General features: G+C 53.9%; 22 protein-coding genes and 1 tRNA gene. 5 read left to right on the forward strand and 18 right to left on the reverse strand.

The window, feature by feature from the left end; all coding sequences use genetic code 11:
* Nucleotides 1-5: 5 nt before the first annotated feature.
* Genes K4305_RS00295 through mtgA form a run of 4 tightly spaced genes read right to left on the reverse strand, consistent with a single transcriptional unit; the run spans nucleotide 6 to nucleotide 3616 of the window.
* Nucleotides 6-743 (reverse strand): ABC transporter permease, encoded by a 738-nt coding sequence (locus K4305_RS00295; protein ID WP_331560322.1) that lies wholly within the window; start codon nucleotides 741-743, stop codon nucleotides 6-8.
* Nucleotides 740-1723, reverse strand: a complete 984-nt coding sequence (locus K4305_RS00300) for an ABC transporter ATP-binding protein (RefSeq protein WP_331560323.1) — start codon at nucleotides 1721-1723, stop codon at nucleotides 740-742. The genes K4305_RS00295 and K4305_RS00300 overlap by 4 nt, the downstream gene beginning before the upstream one ends.
* A 13-nt stretch (nucleotides 1724-1736) precedes the next feature.
* Nucleotides 1737-2687 carry a hypothetical protein gene (locus K4305_RS00305; protein WP_331560324.1) on the reverse strand — a complete coding sequence of 317 codons (951 nt, stop codon included), beginning with the start codon at nucleotides 2685-2687 and terminating at the stop codon, nucleotides 1737-1739.
* Nucleotides 2688-2701: 14 nt separating this feature from the next.
* A complete protein-coding gene (gene mtgA / locus K4305_RS00310; RefSeq protein WP_331560325.1) occupies nucleotides 2702-3616 on the reverse strand; it encodes a monofunctional biosynthetic peptidoglycan transglycosylase in 915 nt (304 codons plus the stop codon).
* Between the two features lie 165 nt (nucleotides 3617-3781).
* On the opposite strand from mtgA, the gene K4305_RS00315 reads away from it, so the two are divergent.
* On the forward strand, nucleotides 3782-4204 hold the full coding sequence (locus tag K4305_RS00315) for a c-type cytochrome (RefSeq protein ID WP_331560326.1): 423 nt from the start codon (nucleotides 3782-3784) through the stop codon (nucleotides 4202-4204).
* 89 nt (nucleotides 4205-4293) lie between these two features.
* Here K4305_RS00315 and K4305_RS00320 read toward each other — a convergent pair.
* From K4305_RS00320 to atpA, 6 genes are all read right to left on the reverse strand, one after another.
* Nucleotides 4294-4366 (reverse strand) — tRNA-Arg (locus K4305_RS00320).
* Nucleotides 4367-4415: 49 nt separating this feature from the next.
* On the reverse strand, nucleotides 4416-6308 hold the full coding sequence (gene mutL, locus K4305_RS00325; protein ID WP_331560327.1) for a DNA mismatch repair endonuclease MutL: 1893 nt from the start codon (nucleotides 6306-6308) through the stop codon (nucleotides 4416-4418).
* Between the two features lie 77 nt (nucleotides 6309-6385).
* Nucleotides 6386-7657: a CinA family nicotinamide mononucleotide deamidase-related protein gene (locus K4305_RS00330; RefSeq protein ID WP_331560575.1), complete on the reverse strand. Its 1272-nt coding sequence runs from the start codon at nucleotides 7655-7657 to the stop codon at nucleotides 6386-6388.
* Between the two features lie 7 nt (nucleotides 7658-7664).
* Nucleotides 7665-10130, reverse strand: coding sequence for a bifunctional aspartate kinase/homoserine dehydrogenase I (gene thrA, locus K4305_RS00335; RefSeq protein WP_331560328.1), 2466 nt, complete (start codon nucleotides 10128-10130; stop codon nucleotides 7665-7667).
* 171 nt (nucleotides 10131-10301) lie between these two features.
* Complete coding sequence (locus tag K4305_RS00340; protein WP_331560329.1) at nucleotides 10302-11180, reverse strand: F0F1 ATP synthase subunit gamma; 879 nt, start codon at nucleotides 11178-11180, stop codon at nucleotides 10302-10304.
* Between the two features lie 21 nt (nucleotides 11181-11201).
* Nucleotides 11202-12782 (reverse strand): F0F1 ATP synthase subunit alpha, encoded by a 1581-nt coding sequence (atpA, locus tag K4305_RS00345; protein ID WP_331560330.1) that lies wholly within the window; start codon nucleotides 12780-12782, stop codon nucleotides 11202-11204.
* Nucleotides 12783-13023: 241 nt separating this feature from the next.
* On the opposite strand from atpA, the gene K4305_RS00350 reads away from it, so the two are divergent.
* Genes K4305_RS00350 through K4305_RS00360 form a run of 3 tightly spaced genes read left to right on the forward strand, consistent with a single transcriptional unit; the run spans nucleotide 13024 to nucleotide 16058 of the window.
* On the forward strand, nucleotides 13024-13989 hold the full coding sequence (locus tag K4305_RS00350; protein ID WP_331560331.1) for a homoserine kinase: 966 nt from the start codon (nucleotides 13024-13026) through the stop codon (nucleotides 13987-13989).
* Nucleotides 13990-14011: 22 nt separating this feature from the next.
* Complete coding sequence (thrC, locus tag K4305_RS00355) at nucleotides 14012-15325, forward strand: threonine synthase (protein ID WP_331560332.1); 1314 nt, start codon at nucleotides 14012-14014, stop codon at nucleotides 15323-15325.
* A 16-nt stretch (nucleotides 15326-15341) separates the two neighbouring features.
* Nucleotides 15342-16058, forward strand: a complete 717-nt coding sequence (locus K4305_RS00360) for a lysophospholipid acyltransferase family protein (RefSeq protein WP_331560333.1) — start codon at nucleotides 15342-15344, stop codon at nucleotides 16056-16058.
* Here K4305_RS00360 and ribH read toward each other — a convergent pair.
* Nucleotides 16049-16516, reverse strand: a complete 468-nt coding sequence (ribH, locus tag K4305_RS00365; protein WP_331560334.1) for a 6,7-dimethyl-8-ribityllumazine synthase — start codon at nucleotides 16514-16516, stop codon at nucleotides 16049-16051. The genes K4305_RS00360 and ribH overlap by 10 nt on opposite strands.
* Nucleotides 16517-16542: 26 nt before the next feature.
* Nucleotides 16543-17184 carry a D-sedoheptulose-7-phosphate isomerase gene (locus K4305_RS00370; protein ID WP_331560335.1) on the reverse strand — a complete coding sequence of 214 codons (642 nt, stop codon included), beginning with the start codon at nucleotides 17182-17184 and terminating at the stop codon, nucleotides 16543-16545.
* A gap of 215 nt (nucleotides 17185-17399) precedes the next feature.
* Here K4305_RS00370 and K4305_RS00375 point away from each other — a divergent pair, with 215 nt between their 5' ends.
* Nucleotides 17400-18254 (forward strand): universal stress protein, encoded by an 855-nt coding sequence (locus tag K4305_RS00375; protein WP_331560336.1) that lies wholly within the window; start codon nucleotides 17400-17402, stop codon nucleotides 18252-18254.
* Nucleotides 18255-18265: 11 nt separating this feature from the next.
* On the opposite strand, the gene K4305_RS00380 is transcribed toward K4305_RS00375, so the two are convergent.
* From K4305_RS00380 to K4305_RS00405, 6 genes are all read right to left on the reverse strand, one after another.
* Nucleotides 18266-19090, reverse strand: coding sequence for an ion transporter (locus tag K4305_RS00380; RefSeq protein ID WP_331560337.1), 825 nt, complete (start codon nucleotides 19088-19090; stop codon nucleotides 18266-18268).
* Between the two features lie 132 nt (nucleotides 19091-19222).
* Nucleotides 19223-20278, reverse strand: coding sequence for a uroporphyrinogen decarboxylase (gene hemE, locus K4305_RS00385; RefSeq protein WP_331560338.1), 1056 nt, complete (start codon nucleotides 20276-20278; stop codon nucleotides 19223-19225).
* A 170-nt stretch (nucleotides 20279-20448) separates the two neighbouring features.
* Nucleotides 20449-21297 (reverse strand): CoB--CoM heterodisulfide reductase iron-sulfur subunit B family protein, encoded by an 849-nt coding sequence (locus tag K4305_RS00390; RefSeq protein WP_331560339.1) that lies wholly within the window; start codon nucleotides 21295-21297, stop codon nucleotides 20449-20451.
* 17 nt (nucleotides 21298-21314) lie between these two features.
* On the reverse strand, nucleotides 21315-22349 hold the full coding sequence (locus K4305_RS00395; RefSeq protein WP_331560340.1) for a succinate dehydrogenase/fumarate reductase iron-sulfur subunit: 1035 nt from the start codon (nucleotides 22347-22349) through the stop codon (nucleotides 21315-21317).
* A 12-nt stretch (nucleotides 22350-22361) separates the two neighbouring features.
* Nucleotides 22362-24065, reverse strand: a complete 1704-nt coding sequence (locus K4305_RS00400) for an FAD-binding protein (protein ID WP_331560341.1) — start codon at nucleotides 24063-24065, stop codon at nucleotides 22362-22364.
* A 131-nt stretch (nucleotides 24066-24196) separates the two neighbouring features.
* A complete protein-coding gene (locus K4305_RS00405) occupies nucleotides 24197-24643 on the reverse strand; it encodes a CBS domain-containing protein (RefSeq protein ID WP_331560342.1) in 447 nt (148 codons plus the stop codon).
* Nucleotides 24644-24728 lie beyond the last annotated feature (85 nt).

Below are 24728 nucleotides of genomic sequence, written 5' to 3' on the forward strand. Positions count from 1 at the left end.
CGGCATTATCCGATCCAGTGTCTGCTGATGCTGCGAAGGCTGACCGCAAAAAGGAGGACACAGAAACCTGCGAGAACGGCGAGGTCGATCTGTACCGGCAGAAGCTGTTCTCCGCCCATGGCATGGCGCAGGATATCGACTCCGTAGGTCAGCGGAAGAAGATACGAAAGGAATTGAAGCGGATCCGGCAGGGAGCTGACCGAAAAAAAAAGGCCGCAGAGAAAAATCATGGGAAATCGTACGAAGTTGGACAGCGTCTGCACCTCGAACACTTCCGTTGCCAATATGGCAAGCAACAGGCTCAGGTAGGTCGAAACGAGCGCCGTCAAGAGGACTGCCGCAGCAACCAGACTCCATGAAACTCCCGAAAGGGAGGAAAAGATTGAACCGAGAGCAACAGGCACCAGCGCATTGAACAAGCCGAAAACAACAGCCCCTGAGGTTTTTGCAAGCATGAGCATCCAGAGCGGTATCGGTGCAAGCAGCAGCCTCTCGAAAGCTTTTGCCTTTTTTTCGAAAGTAACCGCAACGGCAAGCATGGAACTGGTTCCGAAGAGCACGGACAGGGCAATCATACCGGGCAATACCGAAACAAGTGAATGAACGCCCTGACCCGAACGGACGAGGAACATGCCGGTCCAGGCGAACGGGAAAAGCAGTCCCCAGCTCACATTGGGCGGCTTGAGATAGTATGCCTTCATATCTTTGAGTACGATGTTCCAGCAGGCTATCCATCGCTTCATCGGCGTGCCCTCCCCTCTTTTTCCCCCGTCATGGAGCCGGATCCGATACCGGTAACCTCGACAAAAACATCCTCGAGCGACAGTTGCCGTTTCCTGGCTTCGAGTACCTCGACTCCCCGGTCTTCGAGATAGCGCACCACCGATCCGGCTTTAAGCGGTTCGTATGACTCTATCCTGAGTTCGTTTTCTCCCGTCTCGTGAAAATCGAGTCCGGAAAATGCAGCCCGCAGGTCGGCATATGGGACGACAGCGTTGCCGGACACGGTAACCGTCATCGCATGACGGCCCTGCACAGGCTGCAGCAGCCGTTCGAGCCTGTCGGTGCGAACAATTCGTCCGTTGACGATAAATGCGATCCGATCGCACAACCGTTCGGCTTCATCGATGTAATGGGTCGTCAGGAATATCGTGGTTCCTTTACGATTGAGCGCCGCAAGCAAGGAACGGATCATTCGCGAGCTTTCCACATCGATGCCCGAGGTAGGCTCGTCGAGAAAAAGCAGGAGAGGTTCGTGCATGATGGCTGCTGCGATGACAAGACGCCGTTTCATGCCTTTTGAATAACCGGAAAATTTCCGTTCCGCCGATCCGTCGAGTCCGAAAAGATCAAGCAGTTCGTATGCCCTTCTCTGGCGGACATGCTTGCGAAGACCGTAGAGAGCTCCCGAAAAACAGAGATTTTCGAAACCTGTCAGTTCGGGATAGAGGTTGCTCTCATCCGGCACAACGCCGATCAGATGCTGTGCGGCTTTAGGATTCCGGCTGCAGTCGATGCCACCGATCCGGATAGATCCGGCATCCGGACGGGAAAGCCCGGTGAGCATGGAGATGGTGGTTGTCTTTCCTGCGCCGTTCGGACCCAGAAAGCCGAAAAAACCTCCTTCAGCAACATCGACGTCAATGCAGTCAACCGCCCGGACATTCCCGAACAGCTTTACCAGACCATGAGCCCGGATAGCCGATTGAGCCGAAAATTCCATCTCCAGTTACGATTCATCCTTTCTTCGGAACCGTACCCGTTGCCATTGCTCCCGCTTTTTCCCTGATCGTGCGGAACTGCTCGCTGACTGCTTCGATTCTCGACTCCCATACCGGATCGGGTGCGGTCCGTTCGGCTTCGTCGAGAAATGTCAGCAGGGTCGATGTGCAGGCAACAGGATCGAACAGTATCCACTTGGCCGCAATACCGAGAAACAGTGCAAGTATGAAGAGCGCGAACTTGCCGAATGCCCATGACTGAGGCAGAAACAGCGCTACAGCGCCGAAAGGCACCATAAAAAGAACGGTAGTGAGGATGACAAAAATATAGCTTAGGAGGGTCAGGGCGACAGCATTCTTCAACAGGGGTTTCCAGGATTGACAGTAGATGATGATGCCGGATTTTGCCGCATCAAAAACGTTCGGGTTTTTCGTACGGAAGGTCCAGGCAATCACGGACTCGTCGATATAGGTGAGACTGAAGGTCACGATCCGCTGCACGACCGATGCGAGTCCTTCAAGCGCCGGAATGGGCAAAGCCTGCATGATGTTGAACAGGGTGCGGTTGAGCGATACAAGCACTCCTTTTACCAGCTGATCGACAAGTGCGAGCACGCTGACCTCCTTGAAATAACCCATGACCCGTTCTTTGGCCCATGCCGTCTGGGAGATGCCCTGCGGCAACGCGCCATTTTCAACAATTTCCGTAATCAGGGCGATATGCCCTGCCTGCAGCAGATAGAGTACATACTCACGTATGAACCTGAAACCGAATCCACCGGCAAAGAGAGCAAGAAAAAAAAGAACTGCAGCCGCTCCGCCGCCGAAAACGCTGCCGATAAGCGCAAGAATCCCAAGAAAAACGGCAACCGCGCCAACAAGCGCGCCGTAGACCATCGCCCGGTAGAAAAGATACGCGCTGGTACGCATGACGATACCCGCTGCTTTGCCAAGCTGAAGAGCCATAATTGATATCCGCTTTAAGGGTTTGAAGTTCCGGAACCCGCATCATCGTCTGCGCCTTCGGGGTTACCGACGACAGGCTGGCCATTTTCTTCTGGAGGAGGATTCTGTTCGGCCGCTCCGGACGCTGTGCTGTCAGACGATGCAGCCTGTCTGATAAGATAATCGGGCACCCCTGTTACGACCGAATCCACCGCTGTGGTATCGGGAGAGATGGTCATTACCTCTTTGTAGTCGGGGAGCACGACGCCCCTTCTTATCATGATGGCATAGATCCGCCTTGCCCGGTTCCGGACATATCGCGATGGGTTGACCGGAGAATATTTGAGGGGATTGGGGAGAACGGCAGCAAGACGGGCTGCCTGCTGCGGGGAAATACCGGCAGCGCTCACGCCGTAATAGGTACGCGCAGCCTGCTCGATACCGAAAATACCGTCGCCCCATTCCGCCACGTTCACGTAGAGTTCGAGGATCCTGCGTTTCGAAAGCGTTTTCTCGATTCTCCAGGTAAGAATAGCCTCCTTGATCTTGCGGACGGGATTCCTGGAGGGAGAAAGATAAAGATTCTTGGCAAGCTGCTGGCTGATGGTGCTGGCTCCCGACTTGAACTCCCTTGCTTCGATGTTTTTTTCGATGGCCATTTCGATAGCTTCATAATCAAATCCCCGATGCTGCCAGAACTTGTTGTCCTCGGCAATGAGCACCGCCTTGACGAGGTTCGACGAGACCCTGTCGAGCGGTACCCAGCGCTGGCGTACCCGTTTGTCGTCAAGCCCCTCCTGCTTCCACTGTGCCTCGCGATACTCCATAAACGCCGTCATGGAAGGATTTTCGACCGACAGGCGTCCGATATCCGGGTAAAAAAAGTACCGTCCGACATCGACGGCAAAGAACAGCAGGACAATTGCGATAATGTTTCTCAGAAGCTTCATCGCCTGGCGATTAAAAAGGTTAAGCGTACTCTGCCAAACAAGATACCAAATATCCGAAAGATGACACGAGAGAGAGGAAAAATTGTACCGCCTCGAAAAAAAACTTTACCTTTGAACCACTGACAAATTGGTGATGGACTCTGCAAACTTAACGACCCGACCGCAATGAAACGTATTACGATCATAATCATCGCTGTACTTCTCGCTCCTGCGTCAGCTGAAAGCGCATCAACGATTCCGGATGGAAAAGCCGTATTCGAAAGAAACTGCAGCGTCTGCCACTCGGTCAACCCTCCACCCAAAAGCGCTCCGCCCATCGTGCCGATTGCGTCGAGCTATCACCGGCAGTTCGCCTCGAAAACTGCGGGCATCAACCATATGGTGGCGTTCATGAGGTCGCCCACGAAAACCGCTTCGAAAGTTGACCCGGAAGCCATCGCGCGGTTCGGGCTCATGCCAGCGATGAGCCTCGACGAAGGGGAACTCCATGCCGTCGCAGGATGGGTATGGGATCAGTACAGCCCGAATATAAACAAAGGAAAAGGCATGGGAGCGGGCTCCGGAAATGGCAGCGGCAACTGCAAGTAAAAAAACAGCGATACCGAACGCAAAACAAAAAAACAGGGAAGCTTCCCTGTTTTTTTGTTTTGCGGAGAGTCTGACCGGAATTTACCCTGTACCCTTGGGCAGACTCGAACTGCCGACCCACAGTTTAGGAAACTGTTGCTCTATCCACTGAGCTACAAGGGTATGAGCCGTCAATGTAATTTTTTTCGGACAAACATGCAACAAGATGACGTCATGTACGCCCGAACATCCGGTCGAGCTGGTCGAGCATGAGCTTGACGATAACCGGCCTGCCATGTGGGCAGGAGTAAGGTACCCGAGTAGCGAAAAGATTGTCTATGAGAGATCGCATCTCCTCCAGACTGAGTTTCTGGCCTGCCATGATTGCGTTACGGCACGAATAGGATTTGGCAAGATTGTCCCTCTTTTCAAGCCTGAGCTTCGAAGCGTTCTCCTGATAACCGGCGATCATGTCCTGCAGGATGGTAACCTCTGTCCCTGATCGTACGTCCTGCGGAATCCCTTCGATCATGACGGTTCTCGATCCGAAATCGCGAAGATTGAACCCGAGCCGGTAGAGGTCGTCACGGATCTCCTCGAACACCTCGTACTCCCACTGGCGAAGCTCCACCTTCTGAGGAAAAAGCAGCTGCTGCGAATTCGGCACGTTCTGCTCCATGACGTCGAGCGCGCGTTCATAGAGTACCCGTTCATGGGCCACATGCTGATCGATGATCATCATGCCGTTCTTGATCTGGCAGATGATATACTTGTTATGAAGCTGCCAGATTTTCGGCTCGGCAGTAACCGGTTCCGCGGAGCCCTCGTCATCATGAAAACGCGACTGAAGCATTGTGGGCGGCACATCGTCGCCCTGAATCGCCTCCGGCGCTCTGCTCCATTTTTCTTCCGGCTCCCGAAGCGGAAACATTTCAGCCTGGCGCGGTTCCATAGGGTCGCTTCTGCGGTTATCTGAGGGAAGGGAGTTTTCACGGAACCCGCTGTAAAGATCTTGCGTGGTGCCCGCACGGCCTGCCGGTTCATGGTACATGAGCCTCCTGTATAATGCCTCATCGTCCGCACCGGAACTCTCCCCCTGCCGGACCGTCGGGGAAACGAACGCTGCGTCAGGAGAAAAATCGTGGAGCTGGATAGCCCGCCTGATGACCGGATAGAACATGTTTCGCACGTTGCGCTCATCCTCGAACTTCACTTCGAGTTTTGCCGGATGCACATTAACATCGACACGGGAAGGCTCGATGCCGAGAAAGAGCATGGCAAATGGGGCCTGACGTTCCTCGAGCAACTCGCCATAAGCTTGCTGCAATGCCTGAATGAGCATCCTGTTCTGTATGATCCGCCGGTTGATATAAAACAGCTGGTCGAATTTCTGGCGCTTCATCATGCCCGGCTTTCCGATGAATCCGTTGATGGAGAGATAGTCGTTCTCTTCGGTAATGGGTATAAGCCCCTCGGAAAAGCCTTTTCCGAAAAAGTAGTCCAGACGTTCGAAAATATCGGGGCTCCTGAAATGGAACAGTTCTTCGTCGTCGCTGAACATGCGCCACTCGATCTCAGCATAGGCAAGCGACAGTGCCCTGACGGTTTCGAAAATATGACGGAATTCCGTAGCGTTGGATTTCAGGAACTTACGACGGGCCGGAACATTGCAGAAAAGATTCCTTACACTGACTGATGTGCCCACTTCCCCTGCTGTTTCGTTTTCCTCTACGAGAAGACCGCCTTCGTAACGAAATCTGATGGCAAGCGGGTCGGACTCCTGACGTGTCCTGAGTTCGAAATGCGACACCGAGGAAATGCTTGCAAGCGCCTCGCCCCTGAAACCCAGACTCATGAGCGTTTCGAGATCCCGAACATCCGAGAGTTTGCTGGTGGCAAACCTCTCGACGCAAAGCAGCGCGTCCTGGCGGTTCATCCCCGAACCGTTATCGATAATCCTGATCAGTTCCTTTCCGGCGTCCCTGATCATGACGGTTATTTTCGATGCTCCTGCATCTATTGAATTTTCCAGGAGCTCCTTGACAACCGAAGCCGGACGCTGCACGACTTCGCCTGCCGATATTTTATTGGCAACAGAGTCAGGTAATCGTGAAATTTTTGCCATTGAAACTACATTGTAAGAACGTTCTTCTATCGTAAAGGGCCCGGGCCATACCAACCCGGCGCCATTATGCCTGCGGTTCAATCACCGTCGCCGGTCAGGCTCTTCCAGATTTCCCGCAAAGCAGCTTCTGCGAATCGCTGCTTGCACTGCAATCTTGTCCCGTACAAACGAAAAGTGTGCGTTCGCGCAACCACCCCGCCATCCGGCATTTTTCTTGCCAGACCTATACAGAGCGTTCCCGCTGGTTTTTCCGCAGAACCTCCTGAAGGTCCGGCTATACCAGTGGTGGAAACCGCCACATCGGCCCCGCTTCCCCGGAGAGCGCCGAGAACCATCGCTTCGGCTACGGGTTCGCTGACCGCACCGTGCGCTTCGATTATTGAACGGGAAACGCCGAGCAAAGAGATTTTTGCCTCATTGCTGTAGGCCACCATACCTTGAAGGAAATAGGCTGAAGATCCCGGAATATCGGTCAGGCGGCTTGCGATGAGCCCGCCTGTACAGGATTCTGCGGTTGCGATGGTCAGACCTTTTGCGGCAAGCAGACCGCCTATCGTCTCTTCGAGCGATGTTTCGCCGATCGCATAGATATAGCGCCCTGCACGGGCGGCAATGGCTTCGATAACCATTCGGTTATCCTGCTCGACGGCATCCTGCATCGCGCCGGTCGTGCTGACCATGAGATCAACGCCGGCAACATGCGGAAGATAGGCAAGAGTCGTGCCTTCGGGCAGACGGTCTTCGACCGCGGCAAGCAGTTCCGCAAGCAGCGACTCACCTATTCCGACGGTTTTTACCGGAGTATGCAGCATGAAGGAAGTACTACCGGCAGAAAAAAAAGGAAGCACCGTTTCACGCATCATGGCCTGCATCTCCAGAGGCACACCCGGCATCAGCACCAGATATCGGTTGCCGAAACGCTCTCCGCAGGAAAGAATCATGCCTGCTGCAGTCCCGACTGGATTTGGCACAAGAATCGATCCCTCGACCACCGCGGCCTGGTCGCGCAGGTTATCCGGTAACGACCGTCCTCGCGAAGCAAACCATGAAACGAGCATTTCGTATGCCTGCGGATTCTCTTCAATGCCTCTGTTGAGCAGCCTCGCGGCGGCTTTTTTTGTACGGTCGTCTCGGGTCGGCCCAAGCCCACCGGTGGCAAGCACGATATCGGCTCTTGAAAGAGATTCGGAAAACGCTGCGGTGATGGCATCCTCATCGTCGGCGCAAGCGACTATCCTCCGGACAGGAACACCTATTCCTCCAAGTCCGGCGGCTATGTATGCGGCATTCGTATTGACCTTGCCGCCTTTGAGCAGTTCGTCTCCGATGGATACGATTTCAGCAGTCATCATAGGGTTATACAAGATAACTTGCGACCCTCAGTATATCGGCAAAAACGCCGCCTGCCGTAACCTCTGCTCCGGCACCCGGACCACGCACGACGAGCGGCGTATCGAAATACCTGTCGGTAGTGAACACCACCATATTCTCGGAACCGCTAAGACCCGCAAGCGGACTGGCAAGTGGCACATGCTTCACGCCGATGCTGGCCTTGCCGTTTCGGATCTCGCCGGCATAGGAAATGGTCATGCCGTTTTCGCCCGCTTCGCCAATACGTTCGGCATAGAGGTCGTCAACCATCCCGAGACGATCGAGAAACTCACCGACCGGCATATCGCCCCGAAGCTCTTCGGGCACGAGGCTCTCGCATTGTACATCGGTGTACTCCATTGAGTAGCCGAGCTCACGGCCCAATATCAGCACTTTTCGAGCAAAATCCGCACCGGAAAGATCGTCCCTCGGATCGGGTTCCGTATACCCTGCTTCTTTGGCCTTTCTGACGATATCGCTGAAACGTCCTCCCTTGCGAAGTTCGTTGAAAATGTAACTCAGGGTTCCGGACAGCACCCCCTGGATACTGATGATGTTGTCTCCGCTGTTTTTCAGGTCGTTGAGCGTGTTGATGATCGGAAGGCCGGCCCCAACGTTGGTTTCATAGAGAAACCGTGCATTGCTGCCCTTCTGGGCCATCCTGATGCTTTCATAAAGTTCCGCAGGACCAGCCATGCCGAGTTTGTTGGCTGTCACGACGGAAATGTTTGCCTGAAGCAGTTGCGGATAGCACTCGGCAACGGCTCCGCTCGCCGTACAGTCAACGAACACCGTGTTATGCAGGTTTCGCTCCATGAGAAGCCTGATATATCCCTCGATTCCCGCAGATGCGGGAGTACGGGCTTCGAGCGAGATTTCCCAGTGTTCAAGATCGATTCCTCCGTCACACACGGCAATCATCCCGGTGTTGGCAAGCCCGCAGACCAATACGTCAAGATCTTTTTCCTGCCTGAGGTTTAATCGATGCTTTTCTATCTGCCGTATCAGGCTTTTTGCTATCGTTCCGGTACCGGCTATAAAAACATGAATCTTGCGCTGAGAGAGAAAGAACGACTCATGAATGCAGTTAAGCGCCTTGTCTTCGTCCCGGTTGTCGATCACCACGGAAATATTCATTTCGTTGGCACCCTGCGCTACAGCTATCACATTGATGCCGTTTTTGCCGAGCGTCTCGAACAACTGGGCCGATACTCCCGGATGACCCGTCATGTTGTTGCCGACAACGGCGACCATGGCAAGATTGCGTCTGAGCACAAGCGGATCGATCAAACGAGCTGCAGTCTCGGAGGCGAACTCTTCTTCCAGAGCTTTCTTCGCTTTAGCGGCCTGCTGCGGATCGATGGCAAGACTGATCGACTGCTCGGACGAAGCCTGGGATATAAAGATCACGTTGACGGAGCTCCTGGCAAGACAGCTGAAAAGACGCGAGGCGATACCCGGCACTCCTACCATACCGCTCCCGGACAGATTGAGCAATACAACCCTGTTAATTGAACTGAGACCGGTAACCGGATGTTGTTGCGCCTGCTGCCGCTGAACCTCGCGCTCGATTCTGGTGCCCGGAGCATCGGGATTGAACGAATTTTTTATCAGTACAGGAATGGACGCCTTCATTGCCGGTTGAATGGCGTACGGATGAAGTATCTTGGCTCCCGCATGCGACAACTCCATGGCTTCGGCGTAACTGATGAACGGAAGAACCCTCGCATCCCTGACCCGTCTTGGATCTGCGCTGAAAAACCCGTCGACATCGGTCCAGATCAGTATCTCTTCGGCGCCGAGAGCCGCGCCGATCAGCGAAGCCGTATAATCTGATCCGCCCCGGCCCAGCGTTGTTGTCGTGCCGTCAGGCGCCGCGGCAATATAGCCCGTGACAACGGGAATCGCTCCGTCTGCTCCCATCCGCTCCCTTACCTTCAGGGATGTTTCCCCAGTATTGACTTTCGCGTTGCAATAGTTCGTATCGGTTACGATCAACTCGCGTGCGTCGATATAAACGGCAGGCATACCCTGCGTATTCAGGTAACCTGCAACAATACGGGCAGAGAGCCGCTCCCCGAAACTGAGCAGGAGGGCTGTGCTTTTTTCAGACAGCTCCCTCAAAAGAAAAACTCCGTGCACGAGGTCGTACAGTTCTATAAGATCCTTGCCAGTAAGAGTCGAAATACCTCCGTCGTTGCCGCCCGGAAACAGGTCCATGAAAACACGTTCATGCATCTGACGGATGTCGTCGAGAATCTGACGGTAGTTCTCGCGCCCGGCACTTGCAGCTGCTGCGGCTTCAAGCAAAAGGTCAGTTACCCGGTAGATAGCCGATACGACGACTACCGGCGGACGATCCTCTGCCGATGCGTCAGCAATGATTCCGGCAACTTTTCTGATCCTTGCGGCGGAGCCCAGAGAGCTGCCCCCGAACTTGTATATCTTCATGCTGGAGTTAACGCATTAATAAAAGACTTTCTGCTTCACGATGGACTTATGAAATAAACATCATTTCCCTGTAGAGGTCAACACCCCCTGCGCGAAAAACCATCCGCCTGTAAAAAAAAAGCGCCCGTTCGGGCGCTTTGAATCGACATATGCTGAAAACCGTCAAGGGAATCAGCTCTTGAGAGCGTCGGCGCCGGCGACGATTTCACTCAACTCTTTGGTAATCGCGGCCTGACGGGCACGATTATAACTGATATTGAGTGTGCGCAACAACTCTTTGGCGTTCTCTGTCGCAGAATCCATCGCAGACATCCGGGCTGCCTGCTCGGCGGCATTGGATTCGAGCATCACCCGCCAAACCTGAGTGTTGAGGTGCTTCGGCACAAGTTCGTCAATGATTGCCGATGGAGAAGGTTCATAAATGTAATCGCTGCTGCTCTCCTTGCCAGCGCCCGTTGCGGCGGCGATGGGAAGCAGTTCTTCTGCCTTGAGCACAGGAGCGAGCACGCTCTTGAACTCGTTGTACACCACAACCACCCGATCAACCTCGCCTTTCAGGTACATGGCCGACGCCGTCTCGGCGATTTCCTTTGCAATGCTGAAATCGAGATTCTGGAAAATGCCGGGGTAACCTTTGACGATGTTGAATCCTCTTTTCCGGAAGTAATCGAAACCCCGCGTCCCTGCACAGATCATGCAGACTCCGCCGTTCCTGTACTGAGCCGCATAATCCTCGGTTGCGATCTTCTGCGCAAGTTTGATGATGTTGGTGTTGAACGCGCCGCATAGCCCCCTGTCGGCCGTAATGAGCACCACCAGCACTTTTTTCACCTCCGGACGGCCCGACAGCAGGGGATTGAGCGATGTATCAACCTTGGCCGAAAGCGATGCAAGCATCTCCTTAAGCTTGCCGGCGTAAGGCCTGGCCATGATAGCCCTGTCCTGAGCCCTGCGAAGCTTGGCGGCCGCAACCATTTTCATGGCCTTGGTTACCTGCTGCGTGGATTTCACCCCCTTGATTCGTACACGTATATCCTTTAATGTAGGCATGTATTAGGGTCTGTTAATAAATTAAGCCTTGACTTTCTGATTGAAAGAGCTGACGAACTTCTCGGCGGCGTCTTTCAGCTTTTTGGCCGTATCGGCTTCGAGCGTACCGGTTTCGGCGATGGTTTTCAGGATTTCGGGCTGTTTGATCTCGAGCATGCTGAGGAACTCCTCCTCGAAACGGCGGATGTTCGAAACCTCGACGGCATCGAGCAGACCCTGGGTACCAAGGAAGATAATGGCAACCTGTTTCTCGACCTGCATCGGCACATACTGGCCCTGCTTGAGAATCTCAACGAGACGGGCGCCTCTGTCGAGCTGCGCTTTTGTGGTCTTGTCAAGATCGGAACCGAACTTCGAGAAAGCCTCGAGTTCGCGGAACTGGGCAAGGTCGAGCCGAAGGGTCCCGGCTACTTTTTTCATGGCCTTGATCTGTGCGGCGCCGCCAACGCGGGAAACAGAAATACCGACGTTGATTGCAGGCCTCTGACCCGAGTTGAAGAGGTTCGACTCAAGAAAGATCTGACCGTCGGTGATGGAAATGACATTGGTCGGAATGTATGCCGAAACGTCACCGGCCTGGGTCTCGATAACCGGCAGTGCGGTAAGGCTGCCTCCGCCTTTGACCATCGATCTGAGTGCATCGGGAAGATCGTTCATCTTCCTGGCGACTTCTATATCGTCGGTGATTTTTGCGGCTCTTTCAAGCAGACGGGAGTGCAGATAGAATACGTCTCCAGGATATGCCTCGCGTCCAGGGGGACGGCGGAGCAGCAGGGAAAGCTGACGGTAAGCGACAGCCTGTTTTGAAAGGTCATCGTAGACGACCAGCGCATGGCGTCCGGTATCGCGGAAATATTCGCCGAGAGCGGCACCTGCGAACGGAGCGATGAACTGAAGCGGCGCAGGATCGGAAGCTGTTGCGGAGATGACTGTCGTATACTCCATTGCGCCGTATTTCTCAAGCGTATTGACGACCTGGGCCACCGTGGAGCCTTTCAGGCCGACGGCCACGTAAATGCAGTAGACACCTTTGCCTTTCTGGTTGATGATGGTATCGAGCGCAACGGCGGTCTTGCCAGTCTGGCGGTCGCCGATGATCAGCTCGCGCTGGCCGCGGCCGATCGGAATCATGGAATCGATAGCTTTAAGACCTGTCTGCAGCGGTTCATGAACCGATTTCCGGAAAATGACGCCAGGCGCCCTGCGTTCGAGGGGAAGACGGATATCCGTATCGATCGACCCTTTCCCGTCAATCGGCTCGCCGAGCGGATTGATGACCCTTCCGAGCATAGCTTCACCGACAGGAATCGAAGCGAGAATTCCCGTTCTTTTGACCGTATCGCCTTCCTTCACCGTGTTGGACTCACCGAACAATACACAGCCGACGTTGTCTTCCTCAAGGTTGAGCGCCATGCCCGTCACCTTGTTTGGAAAATCGAGAAGTTCACCTGCTGCAACCTGCGATAAACCGTACACGCGAGCAATACCGTCACCAACCTGCAGCACTGTTCCCACATCATAGACTTCCGCCTCGGACTCAAAACCGGCAAGCTGCTTGCGAAGTATGGATGAAACCTCATCAGGCCTGACTGTTGTAGACATATCTTATTCGCTTGGTTATTTGTTTTTTAAGAAAAGAGAAAGATTCTGCTTACCTTCTTTAGAAATCAGACTTGGCCGTTTACCTTTCAAAAAATAAAAGCCAAATTTAACGAAAAGCTTTTAGTTATTCAAATTCTCTATATAATTTGATGGTACTGCTTGCAGAGGCATATGCGATTCTGCCGGGTACGGCCGCGCTACGCAGGGATCAACAAGACAAAGAGAAAGCACAGCACACGGTATGAAAACGGTCAGGGGATTCGCTTCGGCAACAGTCGGCAACGTTGCCTGCGGTTTTGATGTACTTGGATTTGCCATAACCGAACCCGGCGACGAGGTTACACTTACCCTTTCAGACGAAAAGCGGTCTCACTGCCCCGTTTCGATCACCGGCATTTCGGGAGACGGCGGCGCGCTGCCTCTCGATCCGAGAAAGAACACGTCGAGTTTCGTGGTGCTGAAGTTTCTCGAACATATCCGCGCACACAAAGGTATCGACTTTTCAGGCCATATCGAGCTCGAGCTTAAAAAGAACCTTCCCCTCAGCAGCGGCATGGGCAGCAGCGCGGCAAGCGGTGCGGCCGCGCTTGTTGCGGCAAACGAACTTCTGGGCCACCCCTGCTCGAAAATGGAGCTTGTGCATTTCGCAATCGAGGGCGAACGGGTCGCATGCGGATCCGCACATGCTGACAATGCCGCCCCGTCAATCCTCGGCAATTTTGTCCTGATCCGCAGCTATACGCCACTCGACCTCATTACCATTCCGCCGCCGAAAGATCTCTACTGCACGCTTGTGCATCCTCACACCGAGCTTCGCACATCATTTGCACGCTCGGTTCTGCCTCAGGCTATCCCTCTGAAAACTGCCATACAGCAATGGGGAAACGTAGGGGCCCTGGTCGCAGGCCTGCTCACCTCGGACTACGACCTCATCGGAAGATCCCTCGTCGATGTTGTTGCTGAACCGAAACGCGCACCGCTCATTCCCGGATTTTTCGAGGTCAAGCGTGCGGCTATCGACGCAGGCGCTCTCGGGTGCAGCATCGCGGGTTCCGGTCCGTCCCTGTTTGCATTCTCGTCTTCGGAAAAAACCGCAAGGGAAGCAGGCAACGCCATGCGGCACGCATTCCTCTCGTCGCCGGCCAAACTCGCATCCGATATGTGGGTATCCCCTATCTGCAGCGAAGGCGCGAAGATTCTGTCATAACTTCATCCTCCACACCGTTCTTATGATCTATTTCAGCACCAATAAATCCTCAACACCGGTTACCATAAAAAAAGCCACGCTCGAAGGCCTTGCCCCTGACGGAGGGCTTTACGTGCCATCGGAAATCCCCCGATTCTCCGCGCCGGAAATGCAGCTGCTCGAAGAGGGAGATTTCAGCGATATCGCTTTCGCCATCGCAAAAAAATTCATAGGCGCGGAAATGCCTCTCGACTGTCTTGGCGACATGATCGACAGTTGCTATCCGTTCGACACCCCTCTGGTGAGGCTTTCGGAGAATACCTTCATCGAAGAGCTGTTTTCGGGACCGACCCTTGCGTTCAAGGACTACGGGGCGAGATTTCTTGCCCGCCTGACCGGATACTTCGCCTCGGAGGATAACAGACTCATCACGGTACTTGTTGCCACATCCGGAGATACGGGCAGCGCGGTAGCCTGCGGTTTCCAGGGCATCCCCAATACGAGAGTGGTGCTGCTCTACCCTTCCGGAAAGGTAAGCCGCCTTCAGGAACAGCAGCTCACCACCGCCGGCGGCAATGTACATGCCCTCGAGGTTCGGGGCGATTTCGACGACTGCCAGAGGCTTGTCAAGCAGGCTTTCGTCGATCCGGACCTGAAAGAGCGGCTCACGCTGACCTCGGCCAACTCGATCAATATCTCGCGACTGATTCCGCAGTCTTTCTATTACGCCTGGGCATCTTTACGCCTGAAATCGGCATACGGCATAGAAAACCCTGTATTCTCGGTGCCGAGCGGCAACTACGGTAACCTGACGGCAGGCATCCTCGCCCGGCTTATGGGGTTCCCGATCGGCCACTTTATAGCCGCCTCGAACGCCAACGACAGCGTCACGCGGTACCTCGAGGAAGGTCGTTACGAACCCAGACCGACCGTGACGACGCTGTCTACAGCCATGGATGTCGGCAACCCGAGCAATTTTGCGCGACTTCGCCACCTTTACAACAACGACTGCCATGCCATGGCCGGCGACATCACCGGCATCTCCGTCTCCGACGAAGCCACGAAGGAGACGATCCGGAACGTGTTCAGGCAGTACGGTTATGTTCTCGACCCGCATACGGCCGTCGGCTTCAGGGCGCTTGAAACCTATCGCGCCGCAGGCGGAAACAAGGCCGCAGGCATCGTGCTGTCCACCGCCCATCCCGCAAAGTTCCTCGAGGTCATCGAAGATGTTCTCGACATGAAGGTCGATATACCCGAACGGCTTTCCGCCGTGCTTGAAAAAGAGAAGCGGGCTACCCTGATCGGCGCCGAATACGATGATCTTGCGGATTTCCTGAAACATATCGACCGGTAACGAAAAGAATCTCTCAATGAGCCCGCGTACGCTGCTTTTTTTTCTGGTTATCATACCCGTCATGCTCGTCGGTATGTCGATTGCGCTCGTAGTGAGTTTTTTCGAGCATTCAGGCGATTTTTTCTCACGGATGGCATCATGGTGGGGACGTTTCTCGGCAAGGATCTTCGGCATCGACATCGAAGTGACCGGCGAGGACAACTACCGTGCCGGCGATAGCTATCTGGTGGTCAGCAACCATGCAGGCATGGCTGACATTCCGCTGCTTCTGGGCGCCATGAAGCTGAACCTCCGGTTCGTAGCAAAAGAGGAACTCGGCAGGATACCGGTATTCGGATGGACGCTGAAACGCTCCGGTTACGTCATGATCAAGCGCGGCCAGAACCGCGAAGCGCTGAAAAGCCTGCTTGCCGCGGCCGATGTGCTTAAAAGCGGCCGGTCGGTGCACATTTTCCCCGAAGGAACCCGGTCGGAAACCGGAAAACTGCTCCCCTTCAAGCGAGGAGCCTTCCTGGTGGCAATGAAAGGGGGGGTCCCGCTGCTGCCGGTCACCATTATCGGCAGCAACCGCATAACGCCGAAAAAAAGTCTCCGGATACAGAGGGGAGCCGTACGCATAGTCATCGGCAAGCCACTCGAACCATCCCGGTTCCCGAATGCCGAAACGCTTCTGGAGGCATCGTACCGCGAGATTGCCTCTAATCTCGAACGATACGGCGGAACTCAGAACTGACGATAGAGATTTACCATTTCCATAGCCGTCATTGCCGCATCGAATCCTTTGTTGCCGGCTTTCGTACCTGCCCTTTCGATCGCCTGCTCAAGATTTTCCGTTGTCAGTACGCCGAACGATACGGGAACCATGGTATCGAGCGATACCTGGGCGATGCCTTTTGTTGCTTCGGCCGCAATCACATCGAAATGAGGAGTGGAACCCCTGATGATAACGCCGAGAGCAATAACCGCATCGGCGGTGCCGCTGATCGCTACTTTTTTCGACACCATAGGCAGTTCGAATGCGCCGGGGCAGCGGTAAATCGTGATATCCTCCTGACGTCCTCCATGACGCAGAATACAGTCCACCGCTCCATCAACGAGCTTCTGGCCGATGAAATCGTTAAAACGCGAAACGACCAGCGCGAAGCGGATTCCTGCAGCGCTGAGGGCACCTTCAATCTGTTTTATCTGCATAATTACGTTATAAATAAGTTAAAGCGTCATTTGTTGGGCGTGCGATACCCGAGCAGCCGTTCTACAAGATCGATAATAACATGGCCTATGGTGATGTGGCACTCCTGTACCCTGTCAGCCGATCCGGAATGTTGAACGATAATCGAAAGATCGGCCGCATCCTTCATTATTCCTCCGTCTCCTCCAAGCAGGGCGAGGGTTTTCATTCCGTTTTCCCTGGCAAACTGCAACGCATGAAGCACGCTGCGACTATTGCCGCTCGTCGAAAGGCCGAGAATCGCATCGCCATCATTGCCGTAGGCCTCGACGAGCCGACGAAACACCTCGTCATAACCGAGATCGTTAGCCCCGGCAGTCAGGGCCGTGGTGTCGGCATTGAGCGCGATGGCCGGCAGTGCCGGGCGTTCGACGCCGCTCATGTAGCGGATGGTCAGCTCGGTAGCCAGATGCTGCGCATCGGCGGCGCTGCCGCCGTTGCCGCACAGCAACAGCTTTCCGCCCTCTTCGAAGGTCGTTGCGATCAGGCGGGCCATAGCCACGATAACGGCACTGTTCTGCCTGGCCACATTCTCTTTGAGCCTTGCGCTGTAAAGCATGGTATCGAGCACGACCTCCTCATACGGAGTGCGGTCGGCGAGTCCGGACGAGCATCTGCATTTGCGTATCATAGCAGACAGTTTAACAAATCAGTGAGTTCAAAAGCAAACAATAAAGCGAAAAAACGAAGCCCGGAAACTGTGCCGCGGATGCAACCCGGCCGGATTAACGGAACTTTTTCCGTCTTGAACCTTTTTAAAAGATCAGGGGAAAAGTTCCTTCAATCGATCGCCACCGTACCGGCATGCTCTGATTCATGCGGAAATCCGGCAGGCAAGAGAAGCACATGAAGCATCTGCGAGTGAACATGAAAAAGATTCTTGTATCTACAGACTTTTCGCCCCATGCTCTCGCGGCTTTCGATGCCGCAGTCTCATTATCGCGAAGAACAGGGGCATCCGTTCATCTCTGTCATGTCGTAGAGGTTCCGGATTCCGCCGGCATGCAGAACAGCCTCTCACGCCATAAGACTTACGGCTCCGAAACCCTGGTTTCAGCAGACGAAAGGCTGAGAAACCTCGTAAAAAGCGAATCCTACAGTGATACCGGCGCTACCTGCTCCATCGATTTCGGCATTCCCTTCAAATGCGTCTGCGAAAAAGCCGAAAAGGAATCGTACGATCTTATCGTAACGGGAAGTCGCGGCATGGGCCGACTTGAAACGATCGTATTCGGCTCGACAGTGCAGAAGATTGTCAGCCATGCCCACTGTCCGGTACTGATCATTCATGAAAACACCACCAGTTTCGCACCATCGCATATCGTATTCGGAACATGCGCTCCGGCCCTGCAGGTATGCGGCGAAGAGACGCTTCGACTGTTCGCTTCAGTATATAACGCAATGGTACACTTCGTCCGGGTTTCAACGAAAACTCATTTCGAAACGTCACGACAATCGAAGGCCCTGATGGCTGCCCTGGCCGAAACCATCGGATTGCAGCAATACACCGTCAGTTGCTACAACGACGAAAGCATAGAGGAGGGCTTGCTGCATTTCGCAGAAGACTCCGGCGCAGAGCTGATCTTCATGCCCACGCATGGCAGAACCGGGCTTCGGCATCTCCTGAGAAAAAACGTAGCCGGAACGGTAGCGAAGAGATCGGACATTCCGGTACTGACCTGCAGGATAGCGGACGGGTGAGTGTTGCCCGCCTAACGAGGGCTGCTGACAAGCAGTCCGCCGCAGTACCGGCAATAGATCGAATCGTCGTCATGCCGGGCAATAGGGCAGTTCGGGCAGAATTTTTTCTGACCCCGCTTTTTCTGCATTGAGGTCATTTCAGCTGAAACGATTCCGGTAGGAACGGCGATAATGCTGTAACCAACGATCATCAGGATCGCTGCAAGGAATCGACCCAAAACCGTCTGCGGCGAGATATCGCCGTAACCTACGGTAGTCACGGTCACGATTGCCCAGTAAATGCCCTCGGGAATGCTGCGGAAGCCGTTTTCCGGACCTTCTATCATGTACATGAGGGAACCCACGATACATACCATCACCAGCACAAAGAACAGGAACACCATGATTTTCCGGCCCGAAGCCCGTATGGAAGCCGTCACGAAATCGGCTTCCTTCACAAAGGTCACAAGCTTGAGGAGCCTGAAAATCCTCAACACCCGGAAAAACCGCATGACCAGGAAGTACTGGGCGCCCGGCATGAACACACTGAAATAGGTCGGCAGTATGGACAGCAGGTCGATGATCCCGAAAAAGCTTCGGGCATAACGCAATCGGGACGAGGCAACGTAAAGGCGGAGCAGATACTCGACGGTAAAAATCAGCGTGAATCCCCATTCAAGCATGAGGAGTTCTCTCCCGTAAGCTCGATGAAGCGGCTCGACGCTGTCGAGCATGACAACCAGCACACTCAGCGTAATCGCTCCTATCAATCCAAGATCGAAGAGTTTTGACGGGACGGTATTGCTGTCGAAAATGATATGCCGGGCGATATCTCTGAACGTTCTTTTTTCCGCCATAATCCTCGCATCCGTTATGATTTGGCAAACCGGCGCTGACTGGCAGCCTTTGTTTCCTGAACATAAACAAAAAACTCCGCCTGACGAGCAGCATCAGACGGAGTTCAGTAAAGATGAAAACAGAAGCGGTACTTAGTGATATTTTGCGCTCTCTTCCTTGACGAATTCTACAAGCAGCTTCAGGTTCGCCGGATCGACGTCAGGAAGGATGCCGTGTCCAAGATTGAAGACGTGGCCCGAGGTCGCGGTATGCTGACCGAACTGCTTCAGGATTTTTGCAGCTTCGGATCTTATTTTTTCCGGGGTTCCGTAGAGCACCGTAGGATCCATATTGCCCTGCAGGGCAACGCGGTCGTTCAGCTCCTTGCGAGCCTTTGCGATATCGATGCCCCAGCCGAGCCCCATGGCGTCGCAGCCGGTATCGGCAATATCGGAGAGCATGGTATTGCAGTCCTTGGAGAAAACGATGACCGGAATATCCGGATACTTGGCCTTGACTGCCTGCACATTCTCCTTGATGTACGGCAGCGCGAACTCACGGTAATCGTCCTCGGAAAGCGCGCTTGCCCATGAATCGAAAATCTGGATCGCATCCGCACCTGCTTCGACCTGCTTCAGAAGATAGGCACTGATCGTTTCAGTGATCTTTCTGAGAAGCTGATGGGCCATCTGAGGCTCGCGATACATCATTTTTTTGGCAAAAGCGTAGTTCTTTGAACCCCCGCCTTCCACGGCATAGGTGAAAAGCGTCCATGCGGCACCGGAAAAACCGATGAGCGGCACGCGGTTGTCGAGCTCCTTCTTGGTGAGACGCAGCGCATCCATGACATAACCGAGCTTTTCGTCGATATCGGGAACGATAAGCTTGTCGATATCTGCCTGACTGCGGATAACCGGTGAAAGTTTGATGCCTTTCGTCTCGATTATCTCGACGTTCATGCCCATGGCTTCGTTGATCACAAGAATGTCGGAAAAGATGATCGCAGCATCGACACCCATCAGGTCAACGGGCTGAATGGTTACTTCGGCAGCCAGCTCAGGAGTTTTGCACAGTGTGAGAAAGTCGGTTTTTTCCCTGACAGCCCGGTACTCCGGCAGATAGCGACCTGCCTGTCTCATCACCCAGATTGGCGTACGCGAACATGGCTGACGCTTCAATGCCCGAAGAAAAAGATCATTTTTGAGCATGCAATGCAATAGTTGAAAGGTTATAAAAACAGATGTATCCGCTCAAGCAACCGGAACTGCCTGCCTCGGTCGTTTTTTTCAAAGTGCAAAGCTACATTTTTTTAGCCTTATTTGAAAACGGTAGTGATAAACCGCATAGCCGGCACGGATCAAAAACACCACCGCTCCGCTCAGCTCACAATGTGTCTCTTGATGCCAAGCTGTTTTTCTGAATAGCCGAGGGCCAGTCCCACCATTTCCGACAGATGAAAAACAGGAATCGAGCTGCGGACGCTGGCCTGCCGGAGGGCTTTGGCCTGATAACCGTCAAGCACGGTATGGCAGAGCGGGCATGGTGTGACGATGAAATCCGCCTTGATATCGATAGCCTCTTTAAGCGCTTCGGCGGCCACATTGAGCGACTCTTCTTCGGCAACCAGCAGCGTATGGAATCCGCAGCAGCGGTTTTTATGTTCATATGGCATGGCTGTACCTCCGAGCGCTTCGATCAGCATGTCAAGCGTACTTGGTTCAAGCGGATCGTCTTTTCCGAGCACGGTCGATGGACGGAGAATATGGCAACCGTAGAACGGTGCTATCCGGTAATTTTTCAGCGGCACCCTGACTTTCTCCCTGATGGCTTCGAATCCCACGTCATCGGCAAGCACCCAGAGCAGATGGCGCACATTCGACGTACCCTTGTACTCGAGACCATCCTTCTTCAGAATATCGTTGACTTCGCTGCGCAACTCCGGAGATTCGTCGAGTTTTTTCTTCGCAGTGCGAATGGTCATCAGGCAGGTGTTGCAGGATACGATCAGGTCGAGACCGAGCTTTTCGGCCAGAGCGATATTGCGTGCATTGACCAGCGCAAAATGCTTCGGACTGACATAATCAAGGTTGCTGCCGCCGCAACAGGTGCTTTCATGGAGCTTCACCATCTCGATGTCGAGATCCTTCTGCCAGAGATCGATGGAACGGTCCACCTCTTTGGTCATGGACTCGTTGATACAGCTCAGGTAATAGGCATACCTCTTCATACTGCGATTCTCCACGGTTATTTTTTATGAGACTTCTGTTCCGCCCTGACATGCTCCGTCATCTCCCTGAACATCTCCCTGAATTTTTTAATGCCTTTTGCCGGCTTGACAAGAGGGGGGGGAGGCGGCGTCCTGCGCTTCATGATCATCTTCATAGCCATGGGCAGCAGATTCTGCAATGTCCAGGCCATACCGTTCGTACGGATGGGCAACGTTGCCTCGACAAGCTTGCCTTTCTTCTCGATATCCGCCATGAATGCCTCAGCATGCTTGGCTCCGCTGGAGTCCTTGACGCCCCGGACTTCGAGAGCGTCCTCCCTGATGCCGTGAATGGCGTCCATGATGGGAATATGCTTCACGCAGGTCTCCTGACAGCGGTAGCAGTGCGTGCAGTCCCATACGCCATGATCTTTCACCAGCTCGCCAAGTCGGGTATCATGAATGGAGTCGCGGCTGTCGACGTTCATCCGATAGGATTTGAGCAGTATGGCCGGAGATACGTACTCCTTGTGGGCACGAAGGATCGTACATTCCGAAACGCAGGAAGCGCAGAGAATACAGTCCGTAGCCTTGTCGTATTTCTGGAACTCCTCTTCCGAAACCAGGAACTCCTTGATGCCCATCCGGGATTCGGGCATGCTTGAAACGACCCAGTTCGAGTAATGTTTCATTTTGTCTACCAGAGGATCCATATCGACTATGAGATCCTTGATGAGCGGCATATTGCGCAGCGGCTCGATCCTGATTACGCCCGACTCCTTGCACCTGTCAAGCTCATCCCATACCTGGGTTGTGCAGGCCAGTTTCGAAATTCCGTTGATGCGCATTCCGCATGAACCGCAGATGCCTGCCTGGCAGAATGCCCTGAAACTCACCGAAGCATCGACATGCTCCTTGATGTAGTTGAGAGCACGCAGTACCGTGATACCTTTTTCAACCTGTATGGTATAGTCGTCAAAGTACGGTTTGCCGTCCACCTGCGGATTGAAACGGTGCACCCTGAGGGTAATATCTCTTTTCTGTTCAGTATGCGTTTCTTTATCTCCTGTCATATCGGGTAGTTGTTAATAGGTTCTTTCCTGCAGTTCATACCTGCCCATGGTCACCGGCTTCTCACCCAGCTTCACGCGATCGCCGTCTATGGTAGCTACGGTATGCTTGTGCCACTTCTCATCGTCCCTCTGCGGAAAATCGGTGCGCGTATGCGATCCGCGACTCTCCTCCCGCGCAAGAGCTCCCGCCGCGACCGTTTCGGCAAGATCGAGCATATTTTTAAGTTCGAGCACCTGCATGAGATTGGTATTGAACACGTCGCTCATATCGTTTACGCGAACATGCCTGAAACGCTCCTGAAGCTCCCGGAGATCGGCGACGCCTTTTCTGATCTTCGACGCTTCGCGGTAGATGCCGACATTCTGCCCAAGCGTCTGTCCAAGCTCCTCGCGCAGAATTCCGTAGCGTTCGAAATGGCCGGAAGGCTGCATGTAGCTGCGCAACCGCGCTTCAGTATCAGCTATCTCGTCGGCAGTAATCGGCGACGGTTCGAATTTTCCCGCCTCTTCCGCAGCCGTATGTCCGGCAATGCGGCCGAACACGAGAATATCGAGCAGCGAATTGCCGCCGAGCCTGTTGGCTCCGTGCACGGACACGCAGGCACATTCGCCTGCCGCATAGACACCATCCATGACGGTTCTGCCATAGTTGTCGGTATCGATGCCACCCATCGAATAGTGTGCGGTGGGCCTGACGGGAATGGGCTCATCGATCGGATCGACGCCTTCGAAGTACATCGACATCTCACGGATCTGCGGAAGCCTCGACCTGATGAGGTCTGCGCCGAGATGGGTAAGATCGAGATGCACATATTTGCCTGCCGGACTGTCGAATCCGCGCCCCTGAAGAATCTCCGTCTCTATGGAACGTGATACGAGGTCCCGGGGCCCAAGCTCCATCTTTTCAGGCGCATACCTCGACATGAACCGTTCACCGAGCGCATTGATGAGATAGCCCCCCTCTCCGCGCGCGCCTTCGGTAACGAGAAGCCCGCTCTTGCGCAGCCCTGTAGGGTGAAACTGCACGAACTCCATATCTTTCAGAGGAATTCCGGCCCGGTACGCGATTGCCTGACCGTCGCCGGTGTTTCCGGCGGCATTACTTGACCGGTTCCAGTACATCTTGGCGTATCCACCAGTTGCGAAAAGCACCGTCCGTGCAGGAAAAGCCTCTATCTTGCCGGTTTTCATGTTCATGGCGATCAGACCCTTCATGCGGCTGTCATGAAGAGAGAGCTGGAGCGCAAAATATTCGTTGAAGAAAAAAACGCCTTTTTTGAGGCACTGTTCGTAGAGCGTCTGGAGGATGGTATGGCCGGTCTTGTCGGCACAGTAACAGCAGCGGGGACGTCCCGCGCCGCCGAAAGGCCGCTGGGCGATCGTATTGTCCTCGAGCCTCGACCACGGCGTACCGATATTGTCAAGTTCCCGGATGATCTTCGGGGCTTCGGAACAGAGTATATCCACTGCATCCTGATCGGCAAGGTAGTCGCTGCCCTTGATCGTATCGAATATGTGCAGTTCAACCGTGTCGTCCTTGGCCTTATTTGCAAGAGCGGCATTGGCTCCCCCCTGGGCTGCCGATGTATGCGATCGGTTCGGGTAGACTTTCGATAGCACGGCAATATTGAGCGCCGGATTGGTTTTCATGGCCTCCATCGCCGCATACAATCCGGCGCCTCCGCCTCCGACGATAACAATATCAAATGGTTTCATACGTTCTTATCGCGTTATGAAGCTGTAAAACAGATTCAGTGAATGTAAGAAGGGCAGCAAACGGCAGTACCCTGCAGATTGAATGGGTGTCTCTTGAATAAAAGAGGAGAGACTGATCGATGAACGGGCGCTTACAACGCTATATGGTCGTCGTGGACGGGAAGTTCTTCGACTGCCTGAAGCACATCGGTCATGTTCAGTACGCCGATAACCTTGTTGTTTTCCATAACGGTAAGACGCCGGACATTGGTACGCTTCATAAGCCGGAGAGCGTACTTGACCCGGAGAGCGGGATTTATGCTGATGATAGGCTTGCTCATAATATGGAACACCGGAGTATTCCAGGGGTCGCGGTGCACGTCTTCGCCCGGATCGATCACTTTTTCGAGAATATCCTTCTCGGTGACGATACCGTAACAGTCGTCTTCGTTACGGGGCTCGACAACCAGGCCGCTTTGCTGGGTACGCTTCATGATCTGCAAGGCTTCGGCAACCGTACAGCTGCCCTTGATCGTCTGAAAATCCTTCTGCATCAAGGATGATACCGGTAGAGTCCGAAGTGTTATAAGCTGATCCATAGCAAATTCCTCTGATTTGAAAAAAGGACAAAGCGCCCACTGTTATTGGAAAAAAGGCAACTCACGATGAGTGCCCCTACTATAT

Source organism: Chlorobium sp. (assembly GCF_036528655.1).
In the GTDB taxonomy this organism is placed as follows: domain Bacteria; phylum Bacteroidota; class Chlorobiia; order Chlorobiales; family Chlorobiaceae; genus Chlorobium.